General features: G+C 57.0%; 11 protein-coding genes. 8 read left to right on the forward strand and 3 right to left on the reverse strand.

Annotation, left to right across the window (positions count from 1 at the left end; all coding sequences use genetic code 11):
• Position 1: 1 nt before the first annotated feature.
• On the reverse strand, positions 2–1219 hold the full coding sequence (locus tag AO242_RS10085) for a class I SAM-dependent methyltransferase (RefSeq protein WP_099268589.1): 1218 nt from the start codon (positions 1217–1219) through the stop codon (positions 2–4).
• A 365-nt stretch (positions 1220–1584) separates the two neighbouring features.
• Between AO242_RS10085 and bglX the strand changes: the two genes are divergently transcribed.
• From bglX to AO242_RS10115, 6 genes are all read left to right on the forward strand, one after another.
• The gene (bglX, locus tag AO242_RS10090) at positions 1585–3894 is read left to right on the forward strand and encodes a beta-glucosidase BglX (protein WP_099268590.1); all 2310 of its coding nucleotides are present in this window, start codon (positions 1585–1587) and stop codon (positions 3892–3894) included.
• Between the two features lie 156 nt (positions 3895–4050).
• Positions 4051–5820 carry an ATP-binding protein gene (locus AO242_RS10095; protein ID WP_099268591.1) on the forward strand — a complete coding sequence of 590 codons (1770 nt, stop codon included), beginning with the start codon at positions 4051–4053 and terminating at the stop codon, positions 5818–5820.
• Positions 5814–7142 (forward strand): sigma-54-dependent transcriptional regulator, encoded by a 1329-nt coding sequence (locus AO242_RS10100; RefSeq protein WP_099268592.1) that lies wholly within the window; start codon positions 5814–5816, stop codon positions 7140–7142. Before AO242_RS10095 ends, AO242_RS10100 begins: the two co-directional genes overlap by 7 nt.
• 311 nt (positions 7143–7453) lie before the next feature.
• Complete coding sequence (locus AO242_RS10105; protein WP_027898066.1) at positions 7454–8779, forward strand: MFS transporter; 1326 nt, start codon at positions 7454–7456, stop codon at positions 8777–8779.
• Positions 8780–9137: 358 nt separating this feature from the next.
• Positions 9138–9557, forward strand: a complete 420-nt coding sequence (locus AO242_RS10110) for a hypothetical protein (protein WP_099268593.1) — start codon at positions 9138–9140, stop codon at positions 9555–9557.
• 140 nt (positions 9558–9697) lie between these two features.
• Positions 9698–10321: a flavin reductase family protein gene (locus tag AO242_RS10115; protein ID WP_027898068.1), complete on the forward strand. Its 624-nt coding sequence runs from the start codon at positions 9698–9700 to the stop codon at positions 10319–10321.
• On the opposite strand, the gene AO242_RS10120 is transcribed toward AO242_RS10115, so the two are convergent.
• Positions 10322–10561 (reverse strand): hypothetical protein, encoded by a 240-nt coding sequence (locus tag AO242_RS10120; RefSeq protein ID WP_099268594.1) that lies wholly within the window; start codon positions 10559–10561, stop codon positions 10322–10324.
• Positions 10562–10613: 52 nt separating this feature from the next.
• A complete protein-coding gene (locus tag AO242_RS10125) occupies positions 10614–10943 on the reverse strand; it encodes an antibiotic biosynthesis monooxygenase family protein (RefSeq protein ID WP_027898070.1) in 330 nt (109 codons plus the stop codon).
• Between the two features lie 317 nt (positions 10944–11260).
• On the opposite strand from AO242_RS10125, the gene AO242_RS10130 reads away from it, so the two are divergent.
• Both AO242_RS10130 and AO242_RS29395 read left to right on the forward strand, forming a co-directional pair.
• Positions 11261–12190: an AraC family transcriptional regulator gene (locus AO242_RS10130; protein WP_027898071.1), complete on the forward strand. Its 930-nt coding sequence runs from the start codon at positions 11261–11263 to the stop codon at positions 12188–12190.
• A 357-nt stretch (positions 12191–12547) separates the two neighbouring features.
• A complete protein-coding gene (locus tag AO242_RS29395) occupies positions 12548–12718 on the forward strand; it encodes a hypothetical protein (protein WP_164581647.1) in 171 nt (56 codons plus the stop codon).
• The last annotated feature ends 87 nt before the right edge of the window (positions 12719–12805 follow it).

Raw genomic sequence — 12805 nt, forward strand, 5'->3', positions numbered from 1 at the left:
CTTAGCTGATAAACCCATCCGCCTGCAGCAACGTTTCCAGGCACTGCTCCTGGATACCGTAGAACTCTTTCAGTTCCTGGATTTTCGCCAGTATCTCGGTGGACTTGAGCGGCTCGGCGCGTTTGACGGCCAGGATCATCTTGTTCTTGTTGGTGTGCTCCAACGAGATGAATTCGAACACTTTGGTTTCGTAACCACAGGCTTCCAGCAGCAGCGCACGCAGGCTGTCGGTGACCATTTCAGCTTGTTGCCCCATGTGCAGGCCGTATTGCAGCATCGGCCGCAGCAATGTCGGGCTCTGGATCTGCAGGCGAATCTGCTTATGGCAGCACGGTGAGCACATGATGATTGACGCACCGGAACGGATGCCCATGTGAATCGCGTAATCCGTGGCAATGTCGCAGGCATGCAGGGCGATCATCACGTCCAGTGCGCTGGGCGCGACACTGCGCACGTCTCCACATTCGAACTTCAGGCCGGGATGCTCAAGACGTGCCGCAGCGTTGTTGCACAGCGTCACCATGTCCTCGCGCAGCTCGACACCTGTCACCTGCCCTTCCGCCTGCAAGGTGTTGCGCAGGTAATCGTGAATCGCGAACGTCAGATACCCCTTGCCTGAGCCGAAATCCGCTACGTTGATCGGCTGATCCAGCTTGAGCGGTGAGGACGTCAGGGCGTGGGAAAACACCTCGATAAACTTGTTGATCTGTTTCCACTTGCGGGACATGGACGGGATCAGTTCATGCTGCTTGTTGGTCACGCCCAAATCAGTCAAAAACGGGCGGGACAACTCCAGGTAACGTTTCTTCTCACGGTCATGGCCCGCAGCCGGTGCTTCGCGCTCCTGCTGGGCCTTGCTCTTGAACAGCGTGCTCTTGCCTTTTTTGCCGAACTCCAGCTGGACCTCATCGCTCAACGACAGCAAGTGCGCGTTCTTGAAAGACTCGGGCAACAGTTGCGCGATGACCTGCACCGCCTCAACCAACGGGAAGTTCTTGGTGATGTCCCGGGTCTTGTAGCGATAAACGAAAGACAGGCAAGGCTGATCCTTGACCGTCAACGCCTTGATGATCACCCGCTGCAACTCGGCTTCGTCGCCTACGTATTTGGCCAGCACCAGCTTGATGAACGAGTTCTGGGAAAGACTGTTTTCCAGCAGACTCAAAAACTGCGCACGATGATCCTGCGCGGGCTGGGTGGAAGTAGCGGTGACTGACATCTAAAAACGCCTCGGGACGAACTGATAGCAAAGGCGGCTATTTTAGGTGGTTAAGGCGTCGGAGGTTGGATTAATTGATGAAACGCCGCTTTGCAAGAGTGAGCCCGGATTGTCGAGCCACAGACTGTTTGTTACTTTTTGATTCCGAATCGATGACGTGGCTTTAGCCAAAACGGAAGTTCCCCTGCATAATCCGTGGCCTGCGTCGGGCTATCGAAACATGCGCTCACAGATACATAAGTGCGCTGATAATTACTGTGACAATCTGCAGTCCTGGCCGATAAGAACTACCAAAGGTCTAAACCCATAAAATATGGCTGCCTGTTATTTAATGCGAGTTGCGGGCAAGCCTTGAGAAATCATTCATGAATAAGCTGTGTTTACTCGGTCTTCTGGTCGGTCTGGCCAGTCAGCCAGCGTTGGCTGCGAACAATGTCAACGCCCCGGCTGCCAATAGCCAGGCCACGCTGCAAGCAAAAAACGCCTTCATCGCAAACTTGATGAAGCAAATGACCCTCGACGAAAAGATCGGTCAGTTGCGCTTGATCAGCATCGCCCAGGACATGCCGCAGCCGATGATTCTCAAGGAAATTGCTGCGGGCCGCATTGGCGGAACGTTCAACTCCATTACCCGCTCGGAAAACCGCCCGCTTCAGGAAGCTGCTGTCGCCAAAAGCCGTCTGAAGATTCCAATGTTCTTTGCTTATGACGTCATCCACGGCCATCGGACTATTTTCCCGATCAGCCTTGGCATGGCCGCCAGTTGGGACATGGCCGCCATAGCCGAGACCGGCCGCATTTCGGCTATCGAAGCCAGCGCCGACGGTCTGGACATGACGTTCGCCCCGATGGTGGATATCTCCCGCGACCCACGCTGGGGTCGTAGCTCCGAAGGTTTCGGCGAAGATACGTATCTGGTTTCGCGCATCTCGAAAGAAATGGTCAAGTCGTTCCAGGGCGCAAATGTCGCGTCTGCCGACAGCATCATGGCCGCCGTCAAACACTTCGCCCTGTATGGCGCAGTGGAAGGCGGCCGGGACTACAACACCGTGGACATGAGTCCGACCCGCATGTATCAGGATTACCTGCCGCCGTATCGCGCCGGTATTGATGCAGGGGCTGGTGGGGTGATGATCGCACTCAACTCGATCAATGGCGTACCGGCCACTTCCAACAAGTGGCTGCTGCAAGACCTGTTGCGCAAGGATTGGGGCTTCAAGGGCGTGACTATCAGCGACCACGGGGCGATCAAGGAACTGATCGATCATGGCGTCGCCAAAGACTACCGCGAAGCCGCGAAGCTGGCTATCAAGGCCGGCGTTGATCTGAGCATGAACGACAAGGCTTACGGCGAAGAGCTGCCAGGTCTGGTCAAGAGCGGCGAAGTGTCCGTGAAGGAAATCGACAGCGCGGTCCGCGAAGTGCTGGGTGCCAAATACGACATGGGCCTGTTCGCCAACCCGTACCTGCGTATCGGCGATGCCGCTCAAGACCCGGCTGACACCTACTCTGAAGACCGCCTGCACCGCACAGAAGCGCGTGACGTTGCCCGCAAGACGCTGGTATTGCTGAAAAACCAGAACGAAACGTTGCCACTGAAGAAACAAGGCACCATCGCCGTAATAGGCAGCCTGGCCAAGAGTCAGCTGGACATGCTCGGCAGCTGGTCTGCCGCGGGTCGCCCAAATCAGTCGGTCACCGTGTACGACGGTCTGGCCAATGCTGTCGGCGACAAGGCAAAACTGCTTTACGCCCGTGGTTCCAACATCAGCGATAACGAACACATCCTCAACTACCTGAACTTCATTGAGCACGAAGTTGAAGTAGATCCACGTCCGGCGCAGGAAATGCTCGACGAAGCGGTGAAGACGGCTGAACAGGCCGACGTCATCGTCGCAGTCGTGGGCGAATCTCGCGGAATGTCACACGAATCCGCCAGTCGCAGCAGCCTGAATATCCCTGCCACACAGCAGGCATTGATCAAGGCACTGAAAGCCACCGGAAAACCGCTGGTACTGGTGTTGATGAATGGCCGTCCGCTGGTACTGGTCGACGAAGTCGAGCAAGCCGACGCGATCCTGGAAACCTGGTTCCCGGGCACGGAAGGCGGCAACGCCGTGGCTGACGTGCTGTTTGGCGACTACAACCCGTCCGGCAAGCTGGCGATGTCGTTCCCGCGCTCGATAGGTCAACTGCCGGTCTACTACGCGCACCTGAACACCGGTCGTCCGTACTCGACGGAAAAACCTGGCAACTACACGTCGCATTACTTCGAAGAAACCAACGGCCCGCTGTTCCCGTTTGGTTTTGGCCTGAGCTACACACAGTTCGATGTGTCCGATATCACCCTGTCTGCCAAAGACCTGCCACGCAAAGGCAAGCTGACCGCCAGCGTGACCGTGAAGAATACAGGCAAGGTCGCGGGCGAAACCGTGGTTCAGCTGTACCTGCGTGATGTTGCAGCGTCTATCAGCCGCCCGGTCAAAGAGCTCAAAGGCTTCGAGAAAATCATGCTGAACGCGGGCGAAGAGAAAGTCGTGACCTTCACCCTCACAGAAGAAGACCTGAAGTTCTTTAACCCGCAGTTGAAATACGCTGCCGAAGCGGGTGAGTTCAAGCTCATGATTGGCCTGGATTCTGCGACGGTTAAAGAGACGAGCTTTAATTTGTTGTAATCACCGCGGCCTTCCCCTTGTGGGAGCGAGGCTTGCCCGCGATAAAGACGCCGCAGATATCAGGTATATCGCGTCCAGCCTCATCGCGGGCAAGCCTCGCTCCCACAGGAGTTAGCATTCCAAACCAGCTAATGCGCAATCCTGGCTGCCCCGCTCATGCCCTCCACCTCTCGCTCGCTGCGCATAACCCTGTATGTCCTGCTGATCCTGGCGGGCGCTGCTGTGTCGGCGGGTTTGGCCATGCGTCAGGCGCAGCGTCACGGCGTAGAGCAAGACGCTGCGCGGGCACAGGATCAGCTTTCACTTTACGCCAACACCCTGCATACCCTGATTGAGCGCTACCGGGCATTGCCTGCGGTTCTCGCTCTCGACCCGGAACTGCGCGCCGCCTTGAATGGCCCGATCACTGCCGTTGCCCAGGATGCCCTGAACCGCAAACTGGAGAAGATCAACGGCGCGGCACAATCTTCGACCCTGGAATTGATGGACCGCAATGGCCTGGCCATCGGCGCCAGCAACTGGCGGCTGCCCACCAGTTACGTCGGCCACAACTACGCCTTTCGCCCGTATTTCCAGCAAACCAAAGCCACAGGCGTTGGACGCTTTTACGCGGTGGGCGTGACCAGCGGCATCCCCGGTTATTTCCTGTCCCACGCGGTGACAGGCGATACGGGAGAATTCATGGGCGCGATGGTGGTGAAGCTGGAGTTTCCCGACCTTGAGCACGAATGGGCCAAGGGCGACGATCTGCTGCTGGTCAGCGACGCCAAGGGCATCGTCTTTATCGCCAGCCAGCCGCACTGGCGTTATCGCGAACTGTTGCCCATCGCCGCGCAAGATCGCGCAGAACTGTCCGCGACGCGCCAATACGACAAGCAACCACTTTCCCCGTTACAACGCACTGAGCTGCGCGAATTCAACAAGCAAAGCCACCTGACTCGCGTGCAAGGTCCGGAGGGCGAGGCCGATTATCTGTGGCAGTCCATGCCGTTACCCGCCGAAGACTGGACCCTGCACCTGTTGCGCAAACCGCAACTGGCCAGTGAGGACGCCCGAAACGCAGCGCTGGCCGCCGCGGGCACCTGGCTAACGCTGGTGTTTCTCGGATTGTTTCTCTATCAACGCTGGCGTCTGGCACGCCTGCGTGAAAACAGCCGTGACGAACTGGAACGTCAGGTGCAGGAGCGCACCCGGGATCTGCGCACTGCGCAGGAAGGTCTGGTGCAATCGACCAAGCTTGCCGCGCTGGGGCAGATGTCTGCGGCACTGGCCCACGAAATCAATCAGCCCCTCACCGCACAAAGCATGCAATTGGCTACGCTGCGCCTGCTGCTGGATCACGGGCGAATTGACGATGCCTACAAAGCGCTGGAGCCGCTGGATCAACAGTTGATACGGATGAAGGCGCTGACCGGCCACCTGAAAACCTTCGCCCGCAAAAGCCCGGGAGGCTTGCGCGAAAGACTGGATCTGGCGGCGGTGGTTGATCAAGCCTTGTTGCTGCTGGACTCGCGACTGCGCGACGAGCATGTTGAGTGCGTCCTGAACCTGACCAGACCGGCCTGGGTGCGCGGCGATGCCATTCGGCTTGAGCAGGTGCTGATCAATCTACTGCGCAACGCGTTGGACGCCATCCGCGACAAGCCCGTCAAACGCCTCGAAGTCCGTATTCATTCAGAGCAGACACGTTGGCTAATCAGCGTGACGGACAGCGGCGGCGGCATTGCCGAGGAGCATCTGGCAAACATTTTCGATCCATTTTTCACCACCAAACCTGTTGGCGATGGTTTGGGATTGGGGCTTGCCGTGTCCTATGCCATCGTCCACGAATTGGGTGGACGGTTGAGCGCCGAAAATCAGAACGATGGCGCGCGGTTCTGGTTCAGCCTGCCCAATGACTATCTGGAGCCTGATCCCGCATGTTGAACTCAGTAATTGTGGTCGACGACGAAGCCCCGATTCGTGAAGCCGTGGAGCAATGGCTGAGCCTGTCCAGTTTCAAGGTTCAGGTCTATAGCCGCGCCGAAGACTGCCTGGCGAATTTGCCCGAGCATTTCCCCGGCGTGATCCTCAGCGATGTACGCATGCCGGGCATGAACGGTATGGAGCTGTTGAGCCGCTTGCAGGCAATCGATGCCGACCTGCCGGTGATTCTGCTGACCGGCCACGGCGATGTACCTATGGCAGTGGATGCCATGCGCGAAGGTGCCTATGACTTTCTCGAAAAGCCCTTCAGCCCCGAAGTACTGCTGCGCAATCTGCGCCGCGCGCTGGAGAAACGCGAACTGATCCTGGAAAACCGCCGCCTGCACGAACAGGCCGATACCCGGACTCAACTGGAGGCCACGCTGCTGGGCGTTTCCCCCGGCCTGCAAACCTTGCGGCGTCAGGTGCTGGACTTGTCACAACTGCCCGTCAACGTGGTCATTCGCGGTGAAACCGGCAGCGGCAAGGAAATGGTTGCCCGGTGCCTGCATGACTTTGGCCCTCGGGCAAACAAGCCTTTTGTGGCGCTCAACTGTGCGGCAATTCCGGAGCAGTTATTTGAGGCCGAACTGTTCGGCCACGAGAGCGGCGCGTTTACCGGAGCCCAGGGCAAACGCATCGGCAAGCTTGAGTACGCGGATGGCGGCACGCTGTTTCTGGACGAAATCGAAAGCATGCCGCTGGCTCAACAGGTCAAATTACTGCGCGTACTGCAGGACAAGAAGCTCGAGCGGTTGGGTTCGAACAAGGCCATTGACGTCGACCTGCGTATCGTCGCGGCCACTAAACCCGACTTGCTGGAAGAAGCCCGTGCCGGACGCTTTCGCGAAGACCTGGCTTATCGGCTGACGGTGGCTGAGTTGCGCCTGCCGCCACTGCGCGAGCGTCGTGAAGACATTCCCCTGCTGTTCGCGCATTTCGCCAGTGCAGCCGCGCAACGTCTGGGCCGAAGTGCCCCTGAGCTCAGTGGCGCACAGTTGGGCCAGTTGCTGAGTCATGACTGGCCCGGCAACGTTCGCGAGCTGGCCAACGCAGCCGAACGGCAGATTCTCGGCCTGACGTCGTCGCCAACAGTGCAGACCGATCCGGGACAATCCCTCGCAGCTCAACAGGAAGCCTTTGAAGCGCAATGCCTGCGTGCCGCTCTGGCCCGTCACAAAGGGGATATCAAAGCCGTGCTCGAAGAACTGCAACTGCCACGCCGGACCTTGAATGAGAAGATGCAACGGCATGGGTTATTGCGCGAGATGTTTGTCGAGTAGATCCACCGCCAGGGCATTCCTGATCGATCTGAAAACACCGTCCCTGTAGGAGCTGCCGAAGGCTGCGAAGCATTTTTCCTGACACACCGCCATCGCAGCCTTCGGCAGCTCCTACAGAGATTTGCGCTAGCGATGAAATCATCGGCAATTTTCCGCCTACGCCAACACCATCAATAAGCGGATTTCCGCTCATAGCTCGTCTCTGACCCCCTCTAGACCGGCCTTTCCTCATATGGCACAGCTCCTGCTATAGCCATATCAAGGCGCGCATTGACGTGCCATTCCAAAAACAATGAATAACAAGGAATATGATGGACATTCCCAACTCTGCTTCCAAAGGGTCGGCCAACGCTCCAGCGGCCGAAAAAACCACCTCCACCCGTCTCAAATCCATTTTCAGCGGCTCGGTCGGCAACATGGTCGAGTGGTATGACTGGTACGTCTACGCTGCTTTCTCCCTGTACTTTGCCAAGTCCTTTTTCCCCAAGGGCGACACCACCGCACAACTGCTCAACACCGCTGCCATCTTCGCCGTAGGCTTCCTGATGCGACCGATTGGCGGCTGGCTGATGGGTCTGTACGCCGACCGTAAGGGCCGTAAGGCAGCGCTGATGGCTTCGGTGCTGCTGATGTGTTTTGGCTCCCTGATCATCGCATTGACCCCGGGCTATGAAGTCATCGGCGTCGGGGCTCCAATCCTTCTGGTATTTGCCCGCTTGCTGCAGGGTCTTTCAGTCGGTGGTGAGTACGGCACTTCGGCGACCTACCTCAGTGAAATGGCAACCAAGGAACGCCGGGGCTTCTTCTCCAGCTTTCAGTATGTGACGCTGATTTCCGGCCAGCTCATCGCACTGGCCGTGCTGATCGTGCTGCAACAGACGCTGACCACCGAGCAACTGTACTCGTGGGGCTGGCGCGTGCCGTTCGTGATCGGCGCACTCTGTGCGGTGGTTGCGCTGTTCCTGCGTCGTGGCATGGAAGAGACTGAATCGTTCACCCGCGCCAAGAAGGAAAAGCCAAAAGAAAGCCTGATGCGCACCTTGATGCGCCACCCCAAGGAGCTGATGACCGTGGTCGGCCTGACCATGGGCGGTACACTGGCTTTCTACACCTACACCACGTACATGCAGAAGTATCTGGTGAACACGGTCGGCATGAGCATCAGCGACTCGACCACTATCTCGGCTGCCACGTTGTTTCTGTTCATGGTGATTCAACCGCTGGTGGGGGCTCTATCCGATAAGATCGGTCGTCGGCCAATCCTGATCGCCTTCGGTGTGATGGGTACGTTGTGCACGGTGCCGATCCTGACCACCTTGCACACGATCCAGTCCTGGTGGGGTGCGTTCTTCCTGATCATGGCGGCGCTGATCATCGTCAGTGGCTACACCTCGATTAACGCAGTGGTAAAAGCCGAGCTGTTCCCGACCGAGATTCGCGCCCTGGGTGTAGGTTTGCCCTACGCACTGACCGTCTCGATCTTTGGCGGCACCGCTGAATACATCGCGCTGTGGTTCAAGAGTATTGGCATGGAAACCGGTTACTACTGGTACGTCACCGCCTGTATCGCCTGTTCGCTGCTGGTTTATGTGTTCATGAAGGACACCCGCAAGCACTCGCGGATTGAAACTGACTGAGATTCATATCAGCGGTAATGATGAAGGGCAGCCACATTCAGTGTGTCTGCCCTTTTTAATGAGAGCGACTCGCAACTAACACTGGCGATATCAGTGCAATTCCTGATTAAAAACCCCGCGAAAATGGCAATAATAATGACGATATAATTTTGTCAAGTGGGTTTATTACAAAGTTTTTCAGAGAATTGCACCACTCCGAGGCAAGCAGACCTGCAAAGCCCGAAAATCGCGCTCTCCCGCCTACTATCATTTATAGCGATGGTCGTTAGCACTGCTATTCACTTCTGAATAAATTTGAGGCGCGTAGCATTCACTCCATACCGAACTGACAACCCATTCGATTACTGGAGTAACAATCATGAAAACCAACACACTGATTTTTGGTCTTGCCTTCTCTGTTCTGGCTTCGAGCGCTTTCGCTTCACCACAAATGCCTAGCCTGCCAGGCAACGATCACACTAATGCAATCGAGCAGTCTTCGACGCTGACAGTTGCTGAAGGCGGTTCCGTACACACTAACGTTGGCAGCATCCGTCAGGCCGCCGTCAACACTGACCAGATCGGCGCAGATCGTTTGGCTGAAGACGGTGCTGATCGCGTAGGTCCTAATCGCCAAGCCGCTGATGGCGCAGACCATGTAGGTGCTAATCGTCTGGCTGAAGACGGTGCTGACCGTGTTGGTGCAAATCGTCTGACCTCCGACGGCGCTGACCATGTGGGTGCTAATCGTCTGGCCGCTGATGGCGCAGACCGCGTAGGTGCAAACCGTCGGGTATAACAGCTCGACGTGTTCCCTTTAGCCCGGCCCAGTGCCGGGCTTAATCGTTTTTGAACCACGCGAAACTGTCAGGCGCTATAAATTGTCAGGCACTATAGACGCATCTTTTCATGCGCCGCGCAGGCCAACAGGATTAGCCCATGTCAGACGATATCTACTCTTACGAACCTTCTCTCGGCCACGGCCTGCCTCATGACCCGTTCAACGCCATCGTGGGCCCCCGCCCTATCGGCTGGATTTCTTCCCAGGATGCTGACGGCAAGCTGAACCTGGCGCCGTACAGCTTTTTCAACGCCTTCAACTACATCCCGCCGATCATTGGCTTTTGCAGCGTTGGCCGCAAAGACAGCCTTAATAACATCGAGCAGACCGGCGAGTTTGTCTGGAATCTGGCCACGCGCTCGCTGGCCGAAGCCATGAATCAGAGCTGCGCGCCGGTTGCTGCGGATGTCAGCGAATTCGAACTGGCGAACCTGACGCCACTGGCCTCGCAAATCGTGGCGGTGCCGCGCGTGAAGGAGACGCCAGTTTCGTTCGAATGCAAGGTGACCCAGATCATCCAGTTACAGCGTGCCGACAAGGAAGTCGTGCCCAGCTGGTTGATTCTTGGCGAGGTAGTAGCGGTGCATATCGCTAAATCGCTGCTGAAGGACGGGATTTACGACACCGCAGCGGGCGAACCGATTCTGCGTGGCGGCGGCCCGGCGGATTACTTCCAGCTAGGCCCTGAAGCGCTGTTCAAGATGCACCGTCCCAAAGCCTGATCAATGAGCCTGAAATGAAAGGCCGCCCTCAGCATCGATGTCGATCAAGCGGTTCAGCTCGGCACTGGCTGCAACGTCGGCTTCATGGGCGGTCTTGAATTTCTGCTCTGGCAGCACCCGGTTGAATACCGGCGCACCACCGGCCCCCAGGCCTTTTACTGCAATGGCGGCGCTGTAGCCACCCTCGCCCGGAACAACTGCAGAAACGGCTTCGAAGCCATTGAGTTCTTTACGTGCCATGGTTGCAGATCCTGCCTGTGACTTAAAGCAGGGGATTCTAAACCGACAGCGCTTAAACCGCTTGCATCAGCTGCTCGGCTTCAGCCTGCGTAGCGAAAGTATGGAAATCCAGGCTGCTGACCATATAGGTCTGCATGACATCGGAGAACACTTGCAACTCGGGGGTGGTCAGCCAGCGGTTCATTGCATCCTCACTGGTCCAGTAGCCGGAAATCAGCCACAGATCAGGGTCCTTCTGCGAGTTCTTTAACGCGAAGCTCAAGCAACCGTCGGCCGTGCGTGAAGGCTCGATCAGGCAGCGCAGGCGCTCGCCCAGTTGTTCGCTCTGACCAGTCCTGGCGCGGGCGAAAACCAGATGGCTCACGGGTGATGACTGAGGCATGGTCATGGCTCCTTTGTCTGCAGGATGATTATCAGGGGTGCGGCGACAGGAACCGAGATTAGAGGCTTAGCGCAATGGTCGTTAGTCAGTTACTGTTGGCTTCTTGCCTGATCCTGCAGCGCTGTGAAAAACCCCTCAGAAGCAAGATGATCAGCAAAGAGAATTCCCACGCAGCACCAGGCAATCCTGGATCCGCTTTAGCAGCCCGGAATACGCACCTTGGCAGGATCAGGCAATCATCTCGCAGGAATCGGGTAGTGCTTTGGCTTGCACAAAAATAAGCTGAGCACATCAATAAAGGATTAAAGGACTCGCCCATGCAGCCACTCCAGCCACTCAAAGAACCGCTCAGCGAGGACCTGGAGAAGCAGCGAATCGAGCTGGCTGATCTGGTTCGCCGGTTCGCCCCTACCGAAGGCTCGTTCCAGACGGCTATTTCGCCGCTGCACATGGTGCGCTATGAAAGCCCGGCGCAATCGCTGCCCAGCCTGGTCCAGCCCGCACTGTGCCTGTTCGCCCACGGCAGCAAGGAAGTGCGCCTCGGCGATGAGACCTACACGTACGATCCCCTGAATTATCTGGTGCTGTCCGTGGCGTTGCCACTGAGCGGCAGAATCCTTCACGCGACGCCAGAAAATCCGAATCTGGCCTTGCGACTGGACATCGACCCCGCGGATATCAATGCGCTGATCGCAGAAGCCGGGCCGATGAGTGTTCCGACCCGACCTAGCGGACGCGGCCTTTATATAGAAAGAATCGACACCCAACTGCTGGATGCAGTGCTACGTCTGTCACGTTTGCTCGACAGCCCGAAAGACATCGCGATGCTTGCGCCGCTGATCAAACGCGAAATCCTTTATCGCCTTTTGCGCAGCCCCCAGGGTCACCGTCTTTACGAAATCGCCATCACCAGTTGCCAGACTCATCGCGTGACCCAGGCGATTCGGTGGCTCAACCAGAATTTCACCGAGCCCTTGCGCATTGAAGAACTGGCCAGGGAGGTGAACCTCAGCGTTTCAACCCTGCACCATCGCTTCAAGGCCGTAACGGCAATGAGTCCGTTGCAGTACCAGAAGCAGTTGCGGCTTCAGGAGGCACGACGCTTGATGCTGGCAGATGGGCTCGACGCGTCGGCGGCGGGCTACAAGGTAGGCTACGAAAGCCCATCGCAATTCAGCCGTGAATACAGCCGCCTGTTCGGCGCCCCGCCGCTTCGGGATCTGGCGAGGTTGCGGGCAACTGTTTAGTGCTGCTCGCTACACACTCGTCCGCGCCCATCAAACATCACTTCAATAATGGATTTGAAACGCAGACCCTGTAGGAGCCAACTTGTTGGCGAAACGGCATTTCTCACGATGCAGGCCCGACGTCTCGCCAACAAGTTGGCTCCTACCGGGTCATCCATTTGCTTAGCGACAGCGAGGGGTAAGAGACACCGGAACGACTTCTACAGGGGAAAGTGGTTGATGGTTAAAGACGCTATAACTTTTAAGGCAATACGCCATATCCAATAGATCAATTCTGTCCTACGACTCCAGCGCCCCTGCCCTACACTCGCTTTAATCCTTCCTGAACTGCCAAGTAGTTGGAACGAGGAAAGCGACATGAACATAAAAATAAAAAAATGCGTCACAGTCTTGAGTATCAGTGCCGTCATCGCGGTGTATGCAGCGGGTGTCTATCGCAACGAACTGGCTCGTCAAACGCCACAAGTCGCGACTTGCAGCTTCGGTCATTGCGTCCCCAGCAATGCGACATTCAGCGCATTGCGATGAGGTAACGCTGAAGCGTTTAAGTCACCAGAAATGCATAAGGCAGCTATCGATTAGGGAGCTATCGGCTTAGACTGATTGCACTCCCCG

This window comes from Pseudomonas sp. ICMP 561 (assembly GCF_002699985.1).
In the GTDB taxonomy this organism is placed as follows: domain Bacteria; phylum Pseudomonadota; class Gammaproteobacteria; order Pseudomonadales; family Pseudomonadaceae; genus Aquipseudomonas; species Aquipseudomonas quasicaspiana.

What these genes read in the sequence shown, in the direction of transcription:
- AO242_RS10085 (WP_099268589.1), bottom strand. Translation starts at nt 1,219, where the DNA reads ATGTCAGTCACCGCTACTTCCACCCAGCCCGCGCAGGATCATCGTGCG.
- bglX (WP_099268590.1), top strand. Translation starts at nt 1,585, where the DNA reads ATGAATAAGCTGTGTTTACTCGGTCTTCTGGTCGGTCTGGCCAGTCAG.
- AO242_RS10095 (WP_099268591.1), top strand. Translation starts at nt 4,051, where the DNA reads ATGCCCTCCACCTCTCGCTCGCTGCGCATAACCCTGTATGTCCTGCTG.
- AO242_RS10100 (WP_099268592.1), top strand. Translation starts at nt 5,814, where the DNA reads ATGTTGAACTCAGTAATTGTGGTCGACGACGAAGCCCCGATTCGTGAA.
- AO242_RS10105 (WP_027898066.1), top strand. Translation starts at nt 7,454, where the DNA reads ATGGACATTCCCAACTCTGCTTCCAAAGGGTCGGCCAACGCTCCAGCG.
- AO242_RS10110 (WP_099268593.1), top strand. Translation starts at nt 9,138, where the DNA reads ATGAAAACCAACACACTGATTTTTGGTCTTGCCTTCTCTGTTCTGGCT.
- AO242_RS10115 (WP_027898068.1), top strand. Translation starts at nt 9,698, where the DNA reads ATGTCAGACGATATCTACTCTTACGAACCTTCTCTCGGCCACGGCCTG.
- AO242_RS10120 (WP_099268594.1), bottom strand. Translation starts at nt 10,561, where the DNA reads ATGGCACGTAAAGAACTCAATGGCTTCGAAGCCGTTTCTGCAGTTGTT.
- AO242_RS10125 (WP_027898070.1), bottom strand. Translation starts at nt 10,943, where the DNA reads ATGCCTCAGTCATCACCCGTGAGCCATCTGGTTTTCGCCCGCGCCAGG.
- AO242_RS10130 (WP_027898071.1), top strand. Translation starts at nt 11,261, where the DNA reads ATGCAGCCACTCCAGCCACTCAAAGAACCGCTCAGCGAGGACCTGGAG.
- AO242_RS29395 (WP_164581647.1), top strand. Translation starts at nt 12,548, where the DNA reads ATGAACATAAAAATAAAAAAATGCGTCACAGTCTTGAGTATCAGTGCC.